Source organism: Ramlibacter sp. (assembly GCF_035627355.1).
GTDB lineage: Bacteria > Pseudomonadota > Gammaproteobacteria > Burkholderiales > Burkholderiaceae_C > Ramlibacter.
Genome location: NZ_DASPLW010000044.1, coordinates 35,299 through 53,010 on the forward strand (window position 1 = coordinate 35,299; position 17,712 = coordinate 53,010).

At 71.4% G+C, this 17,712-nt stretch carries 21 protein-coding genes; 12 read left to right on the plus strand and 9 right to left on the minus strand.

Annotated elements, in window-relative coordinates; all coding sequences use genetic code 11:
- Positions 1 to 2 precede the first annotated feature (2 nt).
- Positions 3 to 758 (plus strand): ABC transporter ATP-binding protein, encoded by a 756-nt coding sequence (locus VEC03_RS11590; protein WP_324915350.1) that lies wholly within the window; start codon positions 3 to 5, stop codon positions 756 to 758.
- Positions 755 to 1,510 (plus strand): ABC transporter ATP-binding protein, encoded by a 756-nt coding sequence (locus VEC03_RS11595; protein ID WP_324915351.1) that lies wholly within the window; start codon positions 755 to 757, stop codon positions 1,508 to 1,510. Before VEC03_RS11590 ends, VEC03_RS11595 begins: the two co-directional genes overlap by 4 nt.
- A 128-nt stretch (positions 1,511 to 1,638) precedes the next feature.
- Here the strand turns inward: VEC03_RS11595 and VEC03_RS11600 are convergent, their stop codons facing one another.
- Entirely contained in the window at positions 1,639 to 3,837 is a 2,199-nt protein-coding gene (locus VEC03_RS11600) for a malate synthase G (RefSeq protein WP_324915353.1), read from the minus strand.
- Positions 3,838 to 3,997: 160 nt separating this feature from the next.
- Here VEC03_RS11600 and VEC03_RS11605 point away from each other — a divergent pair, with 160 nt between their 5' ends.
- Positions 3,998 to 4,933 (plus strand): LysR family transcriptional regulator, encoded by a 936-nt coding sequence (locus VEC03_RS11605; RefSeq protein WP_324915354.1) that lies wholly within the window; start codon positions 3,998 to 4,000, stop codon positions 4,931 to 4,933.
- A complete protein-coding gene (locus VEC03_RS11610) occupies positions 4,930 to 5,388 on the plus strand; it encodes a DUF2214 family protein (protein WP_324915355.1) in 459 nt (152 codons plus the stop codon). The genes VEC03_RS11605 and VEC03_RS11610 overlap by 4 nt, the downstream gene beginning before the upstream one ends.
- Before the next feature lie 36 nt (positions 5,389 to 5,424).
- Here the strand turns inward: VEC03_RS11610 and VEC03_RS11615 are convergent, their stop codons facing one another.
- The gene (locus VEC03_RS11615) at positions 5,425 to 5,628 is read right to left on the minus strand and encodes a PsiF family protein (RefSeq protein ID WP_324915357.1); all 204 of its coding nucleotides are present in this window, start codon (positions 5,626 to 5,628) and stop codon (positions 5,425 to 5,427) included.
- A 100-nt stretch (positions 5,629 to 5,728) separates the two neighbouring features.
- On the minus strand, positions 5,729 to 6,052 hold the full coding sequence (locus VEC03_RS11620; RefSeq protein ID WP_324915359.1) for a PsiF family protein: 324 nt from the start codon (positions 6,050 to 6,052) through the stop codon (positions 5,729 to 5,731).
- Between the two features lie 108 nt (positions 6,053 to 6,160).
- On the opposite strand from VEC03_RS11620, the gene argS reads away from it, so the two are divergent.
- From argS to VEC03_RS11660, 8 genes are all read left to right on the plus strand, one after another.
- Positions 6,161 to 7,834, plus strand: coding sequence for an arginine--tRNA ligase (argS, locus tag VEC03_RS11625; protein ID WP_324915360.1), 1,674 nt, complete (start codon positions 6,161 to 6,163; stop codon positions 7,832 to 7,834).
- A gap of 119 nt (positions 7,835 to 7,953) precedes the next feature.
- Positions 7,954 to 8,559, plus strand: coding sequence for an SPOR domain-containing protein (locus VEC03_RS11630; RefSeq protein ID WP_324915361.1), 606 nt, complete (start codon positions 7,954 to 7,956; stop codon positions 8,557 to 8,559).
- Positions 8,560 to 8,623: 64 nt separating this feature from the next.
- Positions 8,624 to 9,271 carry a thiol:disulfide interchange protein DsbA/DsbL gene (locus VEC03_RS11635; RefSeq protein WP_324915363.1) on the plus strand — a complete coding sequence of 216 codons (648 nt, stop codon included), beginning with the start codon at positions 8,624 to 8,626 and terminating at the stop codon, positions 9,269 to 9,271.
- A 101-nt stretch (positions 9,272 to 9,372) separates the two neighbouring features.
- Positions 9,373 to 9,987 (plus strand): lipopolysaccharide transport periplasmic protein LptA, encoded by a 615-nt coding sequence (gene lptA / locus VEC03_RS11640; protein WP_324915365.1) that lies wholly within the window; start codon positions 9,373 to 9,375, stop codon positions 9,985 to 9,987.
- Positions 9,988 to 9,989: 2 nt separating this feature from the next.
- On the plus strand, positions 9,990 to 10,778 hold the full coding sequence (gene lptB / locus VEC03_RS11645; protein ID WP_324915404.1) for an LPS export ABC transporter ATP-binding protein: 789 nt from the start codon (positions 9,990 to 9,992) through the stop codon (positions 10,776 to 10,778).
- A gap of 22 nt (positions 10,779 to 10,800) precedes the next feature.
- Positions 10,801 to 12,330 carry an RNA polymerase factor sigma-54 gene (locus VEC03_RS11650; RefSeq protein ID WP_324915366.1) on the plus strand — a complete coding sequence of 510 codons (1,530 nt, stop codon included), beginning with the start codon at positions 10,801 to 10,803 and terminating at the stop codon, positions 12,328 to 12,330.
- A 2-nt stretch (positions 12,331 to 12,332) separates the two neighbouring features.
- The gene (locus VEC03_RS11655; RefSeq protein ID WP_324915405.1) at positions 12,333 to 13,550 is read left to right on the plus strand and encodes a THUMP domain-containing class I SAM-dependent RNA methyltransferase; all 1,218 of its coding nucleotides are present in this window, start codon (positions 12,333 to 12,335) and stop codon (positions 13,548 to 13,550) included.
- Positions 13,531 to 13,938, plus strand: a complete 408-nt coding sequence (locus VEC03_RS11660; RefSeq protein WP_414708485.1) for a putative toxin-antitoxin system toxin component, PIN family — start codon at positions 13,531 to 13,533, stop codon at positions 13,936 to 13,938. The genes VEC03_RS11655 and VEC03_RS11660 overlap by 20 nt, the downstream gene beginning before the upstream one ends.
- A 15-nt stretch (positions 13,939 to 13,953) precedes the next feature.
- On the opposite strand, the gene VEC03_RS11665 is transcribed toward VEC03_RS11660, so the two are convergent.
- Genes VEC03_RS11665 through VEC03_RS11690 form a run of 6 tightly spaced genes read right to left on the minus strand, consistent with a single transcriptional unit; the run spans position 13,954 to position 17,699 of the window.
- Positions 13,954 to 14,799 carry an isocitrate lyase/PEP mutase family protein gene (locus tag VEC03_RS11665; protein WP_414708486.1) on the minus strand — a complete coding sequence of 282 codons (846 nt, stop codon included), beginning with the start codon at positions 14,797 to 14,799 and terminating at the stop codon, positions 13,954 to 13,956.
- Position 14,800: 1 nt separating this feature from the next.
- Entirely contained in the window at positions 14,801 to 15,289 is a 489-nt protein-coding gene (locus VEC03_RS11670) for a CinA family protein (protein ID WP_324915369.1), read from the minus strand.
- Positions 15,274 to 15,831, minus strand: a complete 558-nt coding sequence (locus VEC03_RS11675) for a phosphatidylglycerophosphatase A (protein ID WP_324915371.1) — start codon at positions 15,829 to 15,831, stop codon at positions 15,274 to 15,276. The genes VEC03_RS11670 and VEC03_RS11675 overlap by 16 nt, the downstream gene beginning before the upstream one ends.
- Before the next feature lie 34 nt (positions 15,832 to 15,865).
- Complete coding sequence (locus VEC03_RS11680) at positions 15,866 to 16,372, minus strand: thermonuclease family protein (RefSeq protein ID WP_324915372.1); 507 nt, start codon at positions 16,370 to 16,372, stop codon at positions 15,866 to 15,868.
- Positions 16,373 to 16,420: 48 nt separating this feature from the next.
- Positions 16,421 to 17,401 carry a thiamine-phosphate kinase gene (gene thiL / locus VEC03_RS11685; protein WP_324915374.1) on the minus strand — a complete coding sequence of 327 codons (981 nt, stop codon included), beginning with the start codon at positions 17,399 to 17,401 and terminating at the stop codon, positions 16,421 to 16,423.
- A gap of 40 nt (positions 17,402 to 17,441) precedes the next feature.
- Positions 17,442 to 17,699: a GlsB/YeaQ/YmgE family stress response membrane protein gene (locus VEC03_RS11690; RefSeq protein WP_324915376.1), complete on the minus strand. Its 258-nt coding sequence runs from the start codon at positions 17,697 to 17,699 to the stop codon at positions 17,442 to 17,444.
- Positions 17,700 to 17,712 lie beyond the last annotated feature (13 nt).

Consider the following 17,712-nt stretch of genomic DNA (forward strand, 5'->3'; position numbering starts at 1 on the left):
CGATGGCCATCCTCCATGTCAAGGGCGTGAGCAAGAGCTTCGCCGGCCTCAAGGCGCTGAACGACGTCAACCTCGCGGTCGAGGCCGGCAGCGTGCACGCCATCATCGGCCCCAACGGCGCCGGCAAGTCCACCCTGCTCAACTGCTTCGTCGGCCGGCTCGCGCCGGACAGCGGCTCGGTCACCTTCGACGGCAAGTCGCTGGTCGGCCTGGCGCCGCACGAGATCAACCAGACCGGGGTCGCGCGCGTGTTCCAGACGCCCGAGATCTTCGGCGACCTCAGCGTGCTGGAGAACGTGGTGATCCCGGCGCTGGCCCGGCGCGACGGCGCCTTCGCCTTCAACGCCTGGCCGCGCGCCGACGCGCAGGCCGAGGTGCTGGAGCGCGCCGAGCACGCGCTGGAGGACGTCGGACTGGCCGGCAAGCGGCACGAGACCTCGGGCAACCTCTCGCGCGGCGACAAGCGCCGGCTGGAGCTGGCCATGTGCCTGGTGCAGGAGCCGCGCCTGCTGCTGATGGACGAGCCGACCGCCGGCATGTCGCGCGCCGACACCAACAACACCATCGACCTGCTGCAGCGCGTCGGCGAGGGCAAGGTCACCAAGGTGATCATCGAGCACGACATGCACGTGGTGTTCTCGCTGGCGCGGCGCATCAGCGTGATGGCGCAGGGCACCGTGATCGCCGAAGGCGACCCGCAGTCCATCAAGGGCGACGAGCGGGTCAAGCAGGCTTACCTCGGAGGCGCCCACCTGTGAACGCGGTCACCACCCCCGAACGCGAGGCTGCCGCCGCGGCGGCCGCGCCGGCCTACTTCTCGTGCCGCAACCTGCACGCCTACTACGGGCAGAGCTACGTGGTGCAGGGCGTGGGCTTCGACGTGCACGAAGGCGAGATCGTGGCGCTGCTCGGGCGCAACGGCGCCGGCAAGACCTCGACGCTGCGCACCATCGCCCGGCTGGCCGATCCGCAGCTGCGCCAGGGCGAGATCTGGCTGGACGGCCAGGCGCTGCACCCCAAGGCTTCGTGGCAGGCTGCGCGCTGCGGCGTCGGCCTGGTGCCGGAGGACCGTCGCATCATCGGCGGCCTGACGGTGGAGGAGAACCTGCAGCTGGCGCAGATCGAGGCGCCGCGCGGCTGGACGATAGAGCGCATCTACAGCCACTTCCCGCGGCTGGCCGAGCGCCGCCGGCAGGAGGCCGTGACGCTGTCCGGCGGCGAGCAGCAGATGCTGGCGGTGGCGCGCGCCCTGTCGCGCGAGGTCAAGCTGCTGCTGCTGGACGAGCCCTACGAAGGGCTGGCGCCGGTGATCGTGCAGGAGATCGAGAAGATCCTCGAGGAGATCAAGGCCCTGGGCCTGACCACCATCATCGTCGAGCAGAACGCGATCGCCGCGCTGCACCTGGCGAACCGCGCCGTCATCCTGGACATGGGCGAGGTGGTGTTCGACGGCACGGCGCAGGAAGTGATCGACAACGCCGACCTGCGGCACCAATATCTCGCGATCTGAGCTGGGCTCCCGTCATCCCCGCGAAGGCGGGGATCCAGGACATTCAGGCAGGCCGCGAAAGCGGACGCACTGGATTCCCGCCTTCGCGGGAATGACCAGGTAACAGCGGCCTGCTGTCGCGAGAGGCCTCAGCCCCGCGCCGCCTTCACCTTCAGGCGCCACGCATGCAGCAGCGGCTCGGTGTAGCCCGAGGGCTGTTCCTTGCCCTTGAACACCAGGTCGAGCGCGGCGCGATAGGCGAACGAGGTCTCCCAGTTGCCGGCCATGGGCTGGTACAGCGGGTCGCCGGCGTTCTGCTTGTCCACCACGGCGGCCATGCGCTGGAAGGTCTCGCGCACCTGCTGCTCGCTGACCACGCCGTGGTGCAGCCAGTTGGCGATGTGCTGGCTGGAGATGCGCAGCGTGGCGCGGTCCTCCATCAGGCCGACGTTGTGGATGTCGGGCACCTTGGAGCAGCCCACCCCCTGGTCGATCCAGCGCACCACGTAGCCCAGGATGCCCTGCACGTTGTTGTCCAGCTCCTGCTGGCGCTCCTCGGCCGTCCATTTCGCCTCGGGCACCACCGGCACCTGCAGCAGCCCGGCCAGCAGGGCCTCGCGCTCGCCGGCGGCATCGATCTTCTCCAGTTCCTGCTGCACGGCGGCGACGTCGACCTGGTGGTAGTGCAGCGCGTGCAGCGTGGCGGCGGTGGGCGAGGGCACCCAGGCGGTGTTGGCGCCGGCCCTGGGATGGCCGATCTTCTGCTCCAGCATGGCGGCCATCAGGTCCGGCATGGCCCACATGCCCTTGCCGATCTGGGCCCGCCCACGCAGGCCGCAGGCCAGGCCGACGAGCACGTTGTTCTTCTCGTAGGCCTGGATCCAGGCGCTGGACTTCATGTCGCCCTTGCGGAACATCGGCCCGGCCAGCATGGCGGTGTGCATCTCGTCGCCGGTGCGGTCGAGGAAGCCGGTGTTGATGAAGGCCACGCGCGCCGCCGCCTCGGCGATGCAGGCCTGCAGGTTGACGCTGGTGCGGCGCTCCTCGTCCATGATGCCCAGCTTCACGGTGTTGGCCGGCAGCCCGAGCAGCTGCTCGACGCGGCCGAACAGCTCGTTGGCGAAGGCCACCTCGCGCGGCCCGTGCATCTTGGGCTTGACGATGTAGACCGAGCCGGTGCGCGAGTTGCGGATGCCGTTGGCGCCATGGCCCTTGAGGTCGTGGATCGCGATCGCGGTGGTGACGACCGCGTCGAGGATGCCCTCCGGGATCTCCTGGCCGTCGCCCCACAGGATGGACGGGTTCGTCATCAGGTGGCCGACGTTGCGCACGAACAGCAGCGAGCGGCCGTGCAGGGTGACGCTGCCGCTGCCATCCGGCGCGGTGTACACGCGGTCCGGGTTCAGGCCGCGGGTGAAGGTGCGCCCGCCCTTGCTCACCTGCTCGGTCAGGTCGCCCTTGAGGATGCCCAGCCAGTTGCGGTAGGCCAGCACCTTGTCCTCGGCATCGACCACCGCCACCGAATCCTCCAGGTCCAGGATGGTGGACAGCGCGGCTTCCATCACCACGTCGGTGATGCCGGCGGGATCGGTGCTGCCGATCGGCGTCGAGCGGTCGACCAGGATGTCGATGTGGATGCCGTGGTGCTGCAGCAGCACGGAGGAGGGCGCAGCGGCCTCGCCCCGGTAGCCGGCGAACTGCGCCGGATCCTTCAGGCCGGTGCTGGCGCCGCCCTTGAGCGCGACGGCCAGCCGGCCGCCCTCGACGCGGTAGCCGACGGCGTCCCGGTGCGAGCCCTGCGCCAGCGGCGCGGCCTGGTCGAGCACGCCGCGCGCGTAGTCGATCACCCTGGCGCCGCGCACCTCGTTGTAGCCGGGCCCCTTCTCGGCGCCACCGGTCTCCGGGATCGCATCGGTGCCGTACAGCGCGTCGTACAGCGAGCCCCAGCGCGCATTGGCGGCGTTCAGGGCGTAGCGCGCATTGAGGATGGGCACGACCAGCTGCGGGCCGGCCTGCAGCGCCAGTTCGGCGTCGACGTTGGCGGTGCTGGCCCGCACGCCAGCCGGCGGCGGCACCAGGTAGCCGATCTGCTCCAGGAAGGCGCGGTAGGCCTGCAGGTCCTGGACCGGCCCGGGATGCGCCTGGTGCCAGCGGTCCAGTTCGCCCTGCAGGCGATCGCGCTCGGCCAGCAGCGCCTGGTTCTTGGGTGCGAGCTCGTGCACCAGGGCCTCGAACCCTTGCCAGAAGGCGGCGGGGCTGACGTCGGTTCCGGGGAGGACCTGCTGCTCGATGAAGCGGTGCAGCTCGGTGGCGACCTGCAGGCGGTGGGCGGCGGTGCGGGCGGTCATGCGAAGGACTCCTGGTGCGTTTCGATGGCGTGCGAAGGCACGCGGCCGAACCGCGCGCCGTGAGGGGGACTTTATTCGAACCCGCGCAGAAGGTTTAGAGCCCAACAAGTGATTTGATTCGTGACTTCATCGCGCTTAATCGGACCATAATCCGGCCTGCATGGACAAGCTCAAGCAACTCGAGTCCTTCGTCTCCGTGGCCACCCGCGGCAGCCTCACGGCCGCCGCCAAGGCCGAAGGCGTCGCACCGGCCATCATGGGCCGGCGGCTCGACGGGCTGGAGGAGCGGCTGGGCGTCAAGCTGATGGTGCGCACCACGCGCCGCCTGACGCTCACCCACGAGGGCAGCGCCTTCCTGGAGGACTGCCAGCGCCTGCTGGCCGACCTGGCCAACGCCGAGGCCAGCGTCAGTGCCGGCGGGGTCAAGGCCAGCGGCCACCTGCGCATCACCGCCCCGGCGGGGTTCGGCCGGCGCCACGTGGCGCCGCTGGTGCCGCGGTTCCGCGAGGCGCACGAGGACGTGACCATCTCGCTCAACCTCAGCGACCGGGTGGTCGACCTGGCAGGCGAGGGCTACGACTGCGCGGTGCGGGTCGGCGACCTGCCGGATTCCTCGCTGGTGAGCGTGCGCATGGCCGACAACCGGCGGCTGTGCGTGGCGACGCCGGACTACCTGGCGCGCCACGGCACCCCGCAGCAGCCCAGCGATCTGGCGCGCTTCCAGTGCCTGCTGCTGTCGAGCGAGGCCTCGCAGGTGCGCGGCTGGGCGTTCACCATCCCCAAGGGGGGGGGCACCGAAATCATCCACTACCGCCCGAACGGGCCGCTCGATTGCACCGATGGCCAGGTGCTGCACGACTGGTGCCTGCGCGGCTGGGGCATCGCCTGGCGCAGCACCTGGGAAGTGGAGGCCGACCTGCAGGCCGGCCGGCTGGTGGAGGTGCTCGCCGAGTACGCTGCACCCCCCAACGGCATCTACGCGGTCTTTCCGCAGCGCAAGCACCTGCCGGTGCGGGTGCGGTTGTGGATCGACTTCCTCAAGCAGCATTTCAGCCGGCCCGACTTCTGGCGCGAAGGCGCCACAGCCCAACCATGACCCTCGAAGCCCTGCTCGCCTTCCTGCACATCTCCGCCGTCCTGGCGATCGTCGTCTTCCTGACGAGCGAGACCGCGATCTGCCGGCCCGAATGGCTCAATCCCACGGTGGTCGAGCGGCTCGTGATCGTGGACCGCATCTACGGCATCGCCGCGCTGGCGGTGCTGGCGACCGGGCTGGCGCGCATCTTCCTGGGCATGAAGGGGGCCGGCTGGTACGGCAGCAACTGGCTGCTGTGGTCCAAGGTCGGCCTGTTCGCCATCGTGGGCCTGATGTCGATCCGGCCCACCCTGCGCTTCCTGGCCTGGCGCAAGGCGCTGCGCGCGGACGGCAGCCTGCCGTCGGCCGAGGAGGTGCGCACCGTGCGGCGCTGGGTGATGTGGCAGGCCCACATCGTCCCCCTGATCCCGCTGCCGGCGGTGTTCCTGGCCCGCGGCTGGGGGCAACTGGGCTGACCGGGCGGGGGGCACGCCCCGCCGGTCAGGACTTCATCACTTCTTCTTCAGGCACTCGCTCATGAACGCCTTGCGTTCGTCGCCCTTGAGTGCCTTGGACCTGGCTTCGGCATTGCAGTCCTTCATGCGGGACTGCTGCCCCGCCGCGGCCGGCGAGGCCTTCTCCTTCGGGCCGGCCGCCTGCGCGGCGCCGAGCGACAGGGCCAGCCCCAGGGCGACCAGGCCAATCATCTTCTGCATGGGAATCTCCTCGATCGAAGTCAACGGGCCGGCTTTGTAGCGTGGACGTCGTCCGGCCCGCGTCCTCCAGGCTGGCGAGGAGCCCCCAGGGCGGAGGAGCTCAGGCCTTCCTGAGGCAGTCGCTCATGAACTTCTTGCGCTCGTCGCCCTTCATGCCCTTGGCTTCGACGTTGCAGCTCTTCATCTTGTCCTGCTGGGACACCGGCTTGCTCTTCAGGCAATCGCTCATGAAGGCCTTGCGCTCGTCCCCCTTCCGGTCGCCGGCCTCCTTGTTGCACGTCGCCATCCTGTTCTGCTGCGCCGTGCGGCCCGCGGTAGTGGCGGCCTTGTCGCCGCCCTGGGGCGAGCCGGCCGGCCCGGCGGCCTGGACGGAGCCCAGGCCCAGCGCGAGCCCGAGGGCGATCAGGGGGAGCAGCTGTTTCATGCGGAATCTCCTTCGATGATGGGTTGCGTCCCGGCGGGACTTGCATTAAACGCCGGCGGCCCCGGCTGCGACGACGCCCGGATGAGGTCGCGCCCGTAAAATCCCCCGATGCTCCTGGTGAAAGAAGAATTGCTCGGCGCACTGGCGTCCGGGCTGGAACGGCTGTCGCCGGGCGCGGGGGCGAAGGCCGCGTTCGAATCGCCCAAGGCGGCCGCGCACGGCGACCTGGCCTGCACCGCCGCCATGCAGCTGGCCAAGCCGCTCAAGCTCAACCCGCGCCAGCTCGCGGAGAACCTCCGGTCCGAGCTGCTGCAGTCGTCCGCCTTCCAGCGCTGGGTGGACGCGGTCGAGATCGCCGGCCCCGGCTTCCTGAACATCCGCCTCAAGCCCGCCGCCAAGCAGCAGGTGGTGCGCGAGGTGCTGCAGGCCGGCGCGCGTTTCGGCCACCGGCCGGCCAACGGCCAGCGCATGATGGTGGAGTTCGTCTCGGCCAATCCCACCGGCCCGCTGCACGTGGGCCACGGCCGCCAGGCGGCGCTGGGCGACGCGATCTGCAACCTGTACGCCAGCCAGGGTTGGGACGTGTGGCGCGAGTTCTACTACAACGACGCCGGGGTGCAGATCGCCACGCTGGCATCGTCGGTGCAGCTGCGCGCCAAGGGGCTCAAGCCGGGCGACCCGGGATGGCCCGAGAGCGCCTACAACGGCGACTACATCGCCGACATCGCGCAGGACTTCCTGGCCGGCAAGACCGTGACCTCGGACGACCGCGCCTTCACGGCGTCCGGTGACGTCGAGGACCTGGACGGCATCCGCCAGTTCGCGGTCGCCTACCTGCGCCACGAGCAGGACCTGGACCTGCGGGCGTTCGCGGTGAAGTTCGACCACTACTACCTGGAGTCCAGCCTGTACACCAGCGGCAAGGTCGACGACACGGTGCAGCGGCTGCAGCAGGCGGGCAAGACCTACGAGCAGGACGGCGCGCTGTGGCTGAAGTCGACCGAGTACGGCGACGACAAGGACCGCGTGATGCGCAAGTCCGACGGCAGCTACACCTACTTCGTGCCGGACGTGGCCTACCACATCGCCAAGTGGGAGCGGGGCTTCCGCAAGGCGGTCAACATCCAGGGCACCGACCACCACGGCACCATCGCGCGGGTGCGCGCCGGGCTGCAGGCGGCCGGCGTCGGCATCCCGGCCGGCTATCCCGACTACGTGCTGCACACCATGGTGCGCGTGATGCGCGGCGGCCAGGAGGTGAAGATCTCCAAGCGCGCCGGCAGCTACGTGACGCTGCGCGACCTGGTCGAATGGACCAGCAAGGATGCGGTGCGCTTCTTCCTGCTGTCGCGCAAGCCGGACACCGAGTACGTGTTCGACGTCGACCTGGCGCTGGCGCAGAACAACGACAACCCCGTCTACTACGTCCAGTACGCCCACGCCCGCATCTGCTCGGTGCTGGCGATGTGGGGCGGGGATGCCGCGTCGCTGCAGGCCGCCGACCTGTCGCTGCTGGACAGCCCGGCGGCGCTGGCGCTGATGCTGCAGCTGGCGCGCTACCCCGACATGCTGGCCGCAGCGGCGGCCGACTTCGCGCCGCACGACGTGACCTTCTACCTGCGCGAGCTCGCGAGCAGCTACCACTCCTACTATGATGCCGAGCGCATCCTGGTGGATGACGAGGCCCTCAAGCGGGCGCGGCTGGCGCTGGTCGCCGCCACCGCCCGGGTCCTGCGCAGCGGCCTCGCGATGCTCGGTGTCGCTGCGCCGGAAAAGATGTGAGGTGCGGGCGTCGGGACGACGGCCGCATCAAAAGATGTGAGGTGCGGGCGTCGGCACGACGGCCGCATCAAGGAATGTGGGGTGCGGGCGCGACGGCCGCATCGGATGAAGTGAGCAGGATGTTGAACAGACAGCGTGGCAATGTGCTGGTGGGCCTCGTCATCGGGGTCGTGATCGGGCTGGGTGCCGCGCTCGCGGTGGCGGTCTACGTCACCAAGGTGCCGATTCCCTTCGTGAGCAAGCATCCCGGCCGCACGGCCGAGCAGGATGCGGCCGAGTCGAAGAAGAACCAGAACTGGGATCCCAACGCGCCGCTGTACGGCAAGACGCCGGCGCGGCCGCCGGCGGCTGCACCGGCGCCGGCCGCTCCGGCCCCCGCGCCGCTGCCGCCGGCCGTGGCCGGCAAGCCGGCGCCGGCGATCTCGGGGTCGCCCGACCCGCTGGGCGACCTGGCCGCGGCACGGGCCGGCAAGCCGGCCGCCGCCGACCCGTTCCTGTATTTCATCCAGGTCGGTGCCTTCCGCACCGCCGAGGACGCCGAGGCACAGCGCGCCAAGCTCTCGCTGATGGGCATCGAGGCACGGGTCACCGAGCGCGAGCAGTCCGGCCGCCAGGTGTTCCGGGTGCGCGTGGGCCCCTTCGAGCGCAAGGACGACGCCGACAGCAGCAAGGAGAAGCTCGAGGCCGTCGGCCTGGAAACCGCGCTGGTGCGGGTGCAGCGCTGACCGCCGCCGGGAACCAAGTCCGCGGGCACCGGCTCTGAGCCCAACTCAAGGAGTGAAAACCAAGATGGATCGTCGTGTGTTCTCCGCGGGCGCCGCCTGCGCCGTTGCCGCCGCCGGGCTGGGCCTGTCCCCGCTGGCGCGGGCCCAGAAGAAGCCCGAGGACGGCGACCAGTACAAGTCGCTGGACAAGCGCGCCCCCACCGAGGCGCCCGAGGGCAAGGTGGAGGTGGTCGAGTTCTTCTGGTACTCGTGCCCGCACTGCAACGCCTTCGAGCCGCAGCTGGATGTGTGGCAGAAGCGCCTGCCGGCCGACGTGGTGCTGCGCCGGGTGCCGGTGGCCTTCCGCGACAGCTTCGTGCCGCAGCAGCGCCTGTTCTACTCGCTGGAGGCCATGGGCAAGCTCGACCTGCACGGCAAGGTGTTCCACGCCATCCACGCCGAGAAGCAGCCGCTGGACAAGGAGAACCTGATCGTCGAGTGGGTCGGCAGGAACGGCGTGGACAAGGCGAAGTTCCAGGAGATCTACAACTCGTTCTCGATCTCCACCAAGGCCCGCAAGGCCACCCAGCTGCAGGACGCCTACCGGGTCGAGGGCGTGCCGGCGCTGGGCATCGCGGGCCGCTGGTACACCGACGGCACCATGGCCGGCAGCATGGCGCGCGCGGTGCAGGTCGCCGAGTACCTGATCGCCGAGGCCCGCAAGGCGCGCTGATCGCCACGCCCGCGCCATGGCACCGGCCCGCTTCGGCGGGCCGTTTCGTTCGGGCTGGACGGGACAGCGCCGGTACAATCGTGAGCAAGATTCATGCCTTTATGAACAGCCTCCTTCCTGCCCTCCTGCTCGCGCTGGCCGCGCTCGCCCTGCCGGCGCACGCCGAACGGGCCGATCGCAACCAGCCGATGAACATCGAGGCCGATGCGCTGCGCTACGACGACCTGCGCCAGACCAGCGTGTTCACCGGCCGGGTGGTGCTGACCAAGGGCACCATCCTCATCCGCGGCGCTCGGGTGGACGTGCGGCAGGATCCCGAGGGTTACCAGTACGGCGTGGTCACCGCCGCCCCCGGCGAGCGCGCGTTCTTCCGCCAGAAGCGCGAAGGCGTGGACGAGTACATCGAGGGCGAAGGCGAGGTGATCGAGTACGACGGCAAGGCCGACCGGGTCAAGTTCATCCGTCGCGCCGAGATGCGCCGCTACCGCGGGGCCACGCTGGCCGACGAGACCATGGGCAGCCTGATCGTCTACGACAACACCACGGAGGTGTTCACGGTCGACGGCGGGCCCAGCTCCCCCACGCCCGGCGGGCGGGTGCGCGCCGTACTGGCACCGCGCGAGGCCGCATCGGCCCCGGCACCGGCCGAGCGGCCGGCTGCGCCGCCACCGGCCTCCTTGCGGCCGAGCACGACGCTGCGCGGGGAAGCCCGGTGAAGGTGGATGCGACGGAGGCGGCGCTGGCCGCTCCCGAGGGATTGCCGGTGCGCAGCCGGCTGGAGGCCCTTCATCTGCGCAAGACCTATGGCAGCCGTGCGGTGGTCAAGGACGTTTCGCTGGGCGTGGACAACGGCGAGGTGGTGGGCCTGCTGGGGCCCAACGGCGCCGGCAAGACCACCTCGTTCTACATGATCGTGGGGCTGGTGCGCGCCGACGCCGGCGCGATCTCCATCGACGGCCGGGCCGTGGAGCACATGCCGATCCACCGCCGCTCGCGCCTGGGCCTGTCCTACCTGCCGCAGGAGGCCTCGATCTTCCGCAAGCTCACGGTGGCGGAGAACGTGCGCGCGGTGCTGGAACTGCAGCACGGTCCCGAAGGCCGGCCGCTCGGGCGCGAGGAGATCGAGACCCGCCTCACGGCGCTGCTGGAAGACCTGCGGGTGGACCACCTGCGCGACTCGCCGGCGCCGGCGCTGTCGGGCGGCGAGCGGCGGCGGGTCGAGATCGCCCGCGCGCTGGCGACCCAGCCGCGCTTCATCCTGCTGGACGAGCCGTTCGCCGGCATCGACCCGATCGCCGTCATCGAGATCCAGCGCATCATCGGTTTCCTCAAGTCGCGCGGCATCGGCGTGCTGATCACCGACCACAACGTGCGCGAGACGCTGGGCATCTGCGACCACGCCTACATCATCAGCGAGGGCGAGGTGCTGGCGCAGGGCACGCCTCCGGAGATCGTCGACAACGCCGACGTGCGCCGGGTCTACCTCGGCGAGCACTTCAGGATGTAGCCATGGTGCGCCGGGGGCACCCATGAAGCAGGGGCTGTCGCTTCGGGTCTCGCAGCACCTCGCGCTGACCCCGCAGCTGCAGCAGTCGATCCGGCTGCTGCAGCTGTCGACGCTCGAGCTGTCGCAGGAGGTCGAGCAGATGCTCGGCGACAACCCTTTCCTCGAGCTGGCGGCCGACGAGGCACTGCGCGAGGAGTTCGGCATCGCCCAGGCCGACATCCCGCCGCCCGAATCCGAGCGCGAGGAGGCGGCGGAGGGCGCGACCGAGGCCGCAGATACCGACAGCTTGCTGGCCGACGCGGTCACGGACTGGGAAGGCGACGGCAGCGTCGAGCTGATGCCCGACGACGGCGAGTGGGGCGGCGAGGCGCCGGCCCGGCGCAAGGAGGCCGACGGCGAGGACGGTGCCGACGCGATCGACCTCGCCGGCGGGCACGAGACCCTGCAGGACCACCTGCACCGCCAGGCCCTGGCCCTGCGGCTGGCGCCGGAAGACCAGGCCGCGCTGCGTGTCCTGATCGAGTCGCTCGACGAGGACGGCTATCTCGAGGACACGCTGGAGGAACTGGCGGCCGCGCTCGCACCCGACGAGCCGGAGCAGCACGAAGAACTGGTGCACCGCTTCACGGTCGCGCTGCGGCTGCTGCAGCACCTGGAGCCGGTGGGCGTGGGTGCGCGTTCCCTGGCCGAATGCCTGCAACTGCAGTTGCAGGCCCTGCGCGAGGAGGAGGGCGCCGACGCCGCCGCCTGCGATGCGGCGCTGGCCATCTGCCGCCAGTCCATGGACCTGCTGGCCCGCCGCGACGTGCGGCGGCTCGCCCAGCTCTGCCGGCTATCGGAATCCGAGGTCAAGGCCGGCATCGCCCTGATCGTCCGGCTGGAGCCCAAGCCCGGGCGCCGCTTCGCCAACGTGGAACGCAACATCGTGGTGCCCGACGTGCTGGTCAGCAGCGCCGGTCCGGGCAACCCGGCCCGCCTGCGGGTGCAGCTCAACCCCGACGTGCTGCCGCGGCTGCGCGTGCACGACGCCTATGCCGGCGCGCTCAAGGCGCACCGGGGCGAGGGGCACCATGCGCTGCAGCAGCGGCTGCAGGAAGCGCGCTGGTTCATCAAGAACATCCAGCAGCGCTTCGACACCATCCTGCGGGTCTCCACCGCCATCGTGGAGCGGCAGCGCAACTTCTTCGTGCATGGCGAACTGGCGATGCGCCCGCTGGTGCTGCGCGAGATCGCCGACGAACTGGGCCTGCACGAATCCACCATCTCGCGCGTGACCACCGCCAAGTACATGGCGACGCCGCTGGGCACCTTCGAGCTGAAGTACTTCTTCGGTTCGGCGCTGGGCACCGAGACCGGCGGCAACGCCTCCTCGACCGCCGTGCGGGCCCTGATCCGCCAGCTGGTCGCCGCCGAGGACACCGCGCGACCGCTGTCCGACAGCCGCATCTCCGATATGTTGAAGGAACAGGGGATCGAGTGCGCGCGCCGCACCGTGGCCAAGTACCGTGAAGCCCTGCGGATCGCGCCGGCCAACCTGCGAAAGGCCCTGTGACGCTGCAACTGTTCCTGCCCTGCGCCGCCGGCGTGGAAGACCTGCTGGCCGACGAGGTGCACCGGCTCACCGGCCTGGCCGGCGAGGACCTGCTGGTCGGCCGCGGCGGCGCGGTGGCGCGCGGCGCCTGGCGCGATGCGCTGCACCTGAACCTGCACAGCCGGCTGGCCCAGCGCGTGCTGGTGCAGCTGTCGCACACGCCCTACCGCGCCGAGGCCGACCTGTACGAAGCCGCCACGGCCATCAGCTGGGAGGCCTGGTTCACCCCGCGCCAGAGCTTCAAGGTGGAGGTCACGGCGCAGCACAGCCCGCTCAAGAGCCTGAACTTCGCGGCCTTGAAGATCAAGGACGCGGTGGCCGACCGCTTCCGTGCCCGCGCCGGCACGCGTCCCGACGTCGACACCCAGCGCCCGGACGTGCGCCTGTTCGCGCACCTGACCGCAAGCCACTGCACGCTCTACATCGACACCAGCGGCGAGCCGCTGTTCAAGCGCGGCTGGCGCGAGGACAAGGGCGAGGCGCCGCTGAAGGAGACGCTGGCCGCGGCCATGATCGCGGCCAGCGGCTGGCAGGCGGACGTGCCGCTGTACGACCCCTGCTGCGGCAGCGGCACGGTGGCCATCGAGGCCGCGCAGCTGGCCTGCGGCATCGCGCCGGGATCGCTGCGCCGCTTCGGTTTCGAGCGGCTGCAACCCTTCCAGGCCCATGTCTGGGAGCAGCTGCGCGACGAGGCGCAGGCCGCGCGGCACGCGCCCACCGCGCCGGTCTTCGGCAGCGACGTGGCCTTCCGCATGGTCGATTTCGCGCGTCGCAACGCCGAGCGCGCCGGCGTGGCGGCGGCGCTGGAACTGCGCGGCGGCGATGCCCTGCAGCGGCTGCCGCCCTGCGACGCCCCCGGCCTGATGCTGCTCAACCCGCCCTATGGCGAGCGAATCGAGACGGCCGGGGTGGCCGGCCGCGCGCAGCGCGGGCGCGAGCGCCCGCAGGCGGACGAGGGACAGGATTTCTTCGCCGCCCTGGCGGCCCACTGGAAGCGGCACTACGCCGGCTGGACGGCCTGGGTGCTGACGCCGGACCTGAAGCTGCCCTCGCGGATGCGGCTGAAGGAGTCGCGCCGCGTCCCGCTGTGGAACGGCCCGATCGAGTGCCGGCTGTTCCGCTTCGACATGGTCGCGGGCTCGGCCCGCGGCGCGTCCGGCGATGCGGCCCCTCGTGCTTGACACCAACGTCGTGCTGGACGCGTTCGTGTTCGGCGATGCGGCGGCGCAGCCGCTGCACCAGGGGCTGCTGGCCGGCCGCCTGCAATGGCTGGCGACGGCCGCCATGCGCGAGGAACTGGAGCGGGTGCTGGCCTATCCGCAGCTCGCGCGCCGGCTGGCCGCGACAGGTGCTGCGCCCGGCGACGTCCTGGCGGCGTTCGACCGCCACGCGCAGCCGGTGCCGCCGGCACCCCGCGCGGGCCTGGTGTGCCGCGATCCGGACGACCAGAAGTTCATCGACCTCGCCGTAGCACGGCGTGCCGGCCTGCTGAGCAAGGATCGTGCGGTCCTCGCGCTGCGCAAGCGGCTGGCCGCCGCCGGGATTCGCGTCGCGCCGACGCTGGACTGAGGCGCGGCGCCGGCCTCAGCCGCCGAATGCGTCGTTGAACCAGCTGGTGGGCGGTGTCTCGCGCGCGTACGTGAAGGTGCCCTGCTCGCGCATCTCGCGGCCGGCCGCCAGCAGCGCCGCATAGGCGGTGCGCGCCAGCGAGCCGCCCACGCTGATGCGGCGAACGCCCATGGCCTGCAGCTGCGCCAGGTCCAGCGGGCTGCCGGGCGCGCCCATGATGACGTTGACCGGCTTCTTCACGGCAGCCAGCACGGCGCGGATCTGGTCCGCCGTCTTCAGCCCCGGCGCGAACAGCACGTCGGCGCCGGCCTCCTCGTAGGCCACCAGCCGCCGGATGGTGTCGTCCAGGTCGTCGCGGCCCCACAGGTGGTTCTCGGCGCGCGCCGTCAGCGTGAAGGGGAAGGGCAGCGAACGGGCCGCCTCGACGGCCGCCTGCACGCGCTCGCGCGCCTGCGACAGCTCGTAGATCGGCTCCTCGTCGACCAGCCCGCGGCAGTCCTCGATCGAGCCGCCGACCACGCCGGCCTGCGCCGCCAGCCGGATGGTCTCGGCCGCTTCCTCGGGGCTATGGCCGAACCCGTTCTGCAGGTCGGCGCTGACCGGCAGCGAGGTGGCGGCGCAGACCTCGCGCAGGTGCTGCAGCTTGGCCTCGCGCGTCACGCCCATGTCCGGCAACCCGCGCGAGAAGGCGAAGCCGGCGCTGCTGCTGGCCAGCGCCTCGAAGCCGAGCGACTCCAGCAGCCGGGCCGAGCCCACGTCCCAGAAGTTGGGGATCACGAAGCAGCCGGGCTGCGCGTGCAGCCGCGCCATGCGCTGCGCCTTGTCCTGCTGCGACACCGTCGCGCGACCCGATCCATTCATCTCAAGCTCCTTCCATCAGTGCCAGCAGGCGCGCCAGCGCATGGCGCACCGTCGCCTCGCGAATCGCGGCGCGGTCGCCGTCGAACAGCATCCGCTCGCTCGACAGCCGGCCATCGACCGAGAAGCCGAACCAGACCGTGCCCACCGGCTTGTCGGCGCTGCCGCCGGTCGGGCCGGCGATGCCGGTCACGGCCACCGCCACTTTCGCGCGCGAGTGGCGCACGGCGCCGAAAGCCATGGCGCGCGCCACGATCTCGCTCACCGCGCCGTGGCTGGCAATGGCCTGGGCGTCCACGCCCAGCAACTCGGTCTTGGCCTCGTTGGAGTAGGTGACGAAGCCGCGCTCGAACCAGTTGCTGGAGCCCGCTAGCGAGGTGCAGGCGGCGGCGATCAGCCCGCCGGTGCAGCTCTCGGCCGTCGCCAGCATCCAGCCGCGCGCCTGCAGGGCCTGCGCCAGTTCCTCGCAGGGGGCGGTCAGGCCAGCGTCCATGCGAGCCGCTGCCCGAGGGCCAGGACCAACAAGGTGCAGAACGCCGCGACCAGGTCGTCGAACACGATGCCCAGCCCGCCGCGCCAGCCGAAGCCGTGGAACAGGCTGTCGGCCCAGCCGACCGGCCCGGGCTTGGCGGCGTCGAAGAAGCGGAACAGCGCGAACGCCAGCAGCTGCGCCAGCCAGCCGGCCGGCAGCAGCAGCCACAGCACCAGCCAGAACGACATGATCTCGTCGATGACGATGGCGCCGGGATCCGCCACGCCCATGTCGCGAGCCGTGACCGTGCTGGCCCACCAGCCCACCGGCACGCTGGCGACGACCACCCAGCCGAGTGCGGCCGGCGGCAGCCAGGCCTGCAGCACCAGGAACGAGAGCCAGGCCCACAGCGTGCCGACCGTGCCCGGCGCCGCCGGGCTGAGGCCGCTGCCGAATCCGAGTGCGACCAGGTGCGCGGGGTGCGATAGCAGGAAGCGCGCATCGGGCCGTCCGCCTGCTGGTCGCAGGGGCGCTTCCAGGGACGATGGCAGGGGCACGCTCATGCGCCCAATGGTAGCGAGCCGGGAATGGGCCCGCTCAGCGCCGCTCGTGCGGCTCGCAGTTCCCGTGCAGCTTGCGAAAGCGCGCCGGCTCGATCGGCTGGTGCTCGCTCCACAGCCCGCGGCGGGCCTGGCGCGCCTGGGCCTGCAGGCTGGCATAGGGCCCGGGATCGCGGCGGTAGCGGTAGGACCACGCGAACCCGCTGAATACCAGCCAGGCGCCGACGTCCTGGCCCGACCACTGCAGGCGGGCCAGCGTGCGCCGGTAGTCGTCGCGGCCGCGCTCCTCGACCTTCACGGGCTGCCGCCACAGGCGCTGGCGCAGCGCCTGCGTGGCCTGCGGGCCGAAGGCCTGGCAGCTCTCGGGCGCGTCGATGCCCTGGATGCGCACCTGGATCGAGGGTCCGCCCCAGGACGGGCGCACCCAGACCGTGTCGCCATCGGTCACGTGGACCACGGTGGCCAGGTAGCTGCGGGGCTGGGCCGGAGCTGCCACCGGCAGCGCCAGTGCGAGAGCGAAGGCGAGGGGCAGGAAGCGGCGCATGGGCCTTTCTCAACGCGGCCACGCAGCGGCCGACGACAGTGCCGGCGTTCAGCCGAAATGGTCGAAGGACCGGTACGGGCGGTCGGCCCGCGCGCCGTCGCCGACCAGGCGCACGCCGGGCTCCGTGTCGACCCGCCCGATGCGGGTGACCGGCGTGGCGCAGGTCGCGGCGGCAGCCTCGACGTCGCCTCGCCGGTCCGCCGGCGCCGTGAAGGCCAGCTCGTAGTCGTCGCCGCCCGCGAGCACGTACTCGAGCTGGGTCGCGGCATCCGGCAGCGCGGCGGCATCGGGCAGCCGCCGGGCGGCCAGTAGTGCCTGCGCGGCCACGGTGTCGAGGGTGGCGCCGGCGCCGGAGCGGCGCAGCAGGTGGCCCAGGTCGCCCAGCAGCCCGTCGCTGACGTCGATCGCCGCACTGGCGATGCCGCGCAGGGCCTGTCCCAGCGCCAAGCGTGGCACCGGCCGGTCCATGCGCTCGCGTACCGAGGCGAGCATCGCGGGCGGCAGCGCCAGCCCGCCGCGCAGCGCTTCCAGTGCAAGCCGTGCGTCGCCCAGCGTGCCGCTGACCCAGATGTCGTCGCCGGGCCGCGCGCCCGAGCGCAGCAGGGCCTGGCCGGTCGGCACTTCGCCGAACACGGTGATGCAGATGGCCAGCGGGCCACGCGTCGTGTCGCCGCCGGCCAGCGTGCAGCCGTGGGCATCGGCCAGCGCGAACAGCCCGCGCGAAAAGGCTGCCAGCCAGGCCTCGTCGGCCGCCGGCAAGGCGAGCGCCAGCGTGAACGCCAGCGGACGCGCGCCGCAGGCCGCCAGGTCGCTCAGGTTCACCGCCAGCGCCTTGTGGCCCAGGCTGTCGGGATCCACCGTCGGCAGGAAATGCCGGCCCTCGAGCAGCATGTCGCTGGAGATGGCGAGCTGCTGGCCGGGCGTGGGCGCGAGCAGCGCACAGTCGTCGCCGACCCCGAGCGCCACGCCCTCGGCGGCGGGCCGTCCGGGGCGCAGGAAGAAGCGGTCGATCAGCTCGAATTCACCCATGGCCGGGCGAGGATAACCGCGCCCGCCGCGTGAATCCGGATCAGCTGCGGTGCGATCGGCCTCGCACCATGCCGTAGATCACCAGCAGCACGATGGCGCCCACGATGGAGGCGATCCAGCCGGCGGGCTCGCCCTCGGCGTACCAGCCCAGGGCCATGCCGGCATAGCGCGCGAGGAACGCGCCGGCGATCCCCAGCAGCGTGGTCATGATGATGCCCAGCTTGTCGTCGCCGGGCTTGAGCGCGCGCGCCAGCAGTCCCACGATGAATCCGACGACGATGGTTCCGATGATCGACATCCGGCCAGCCTCC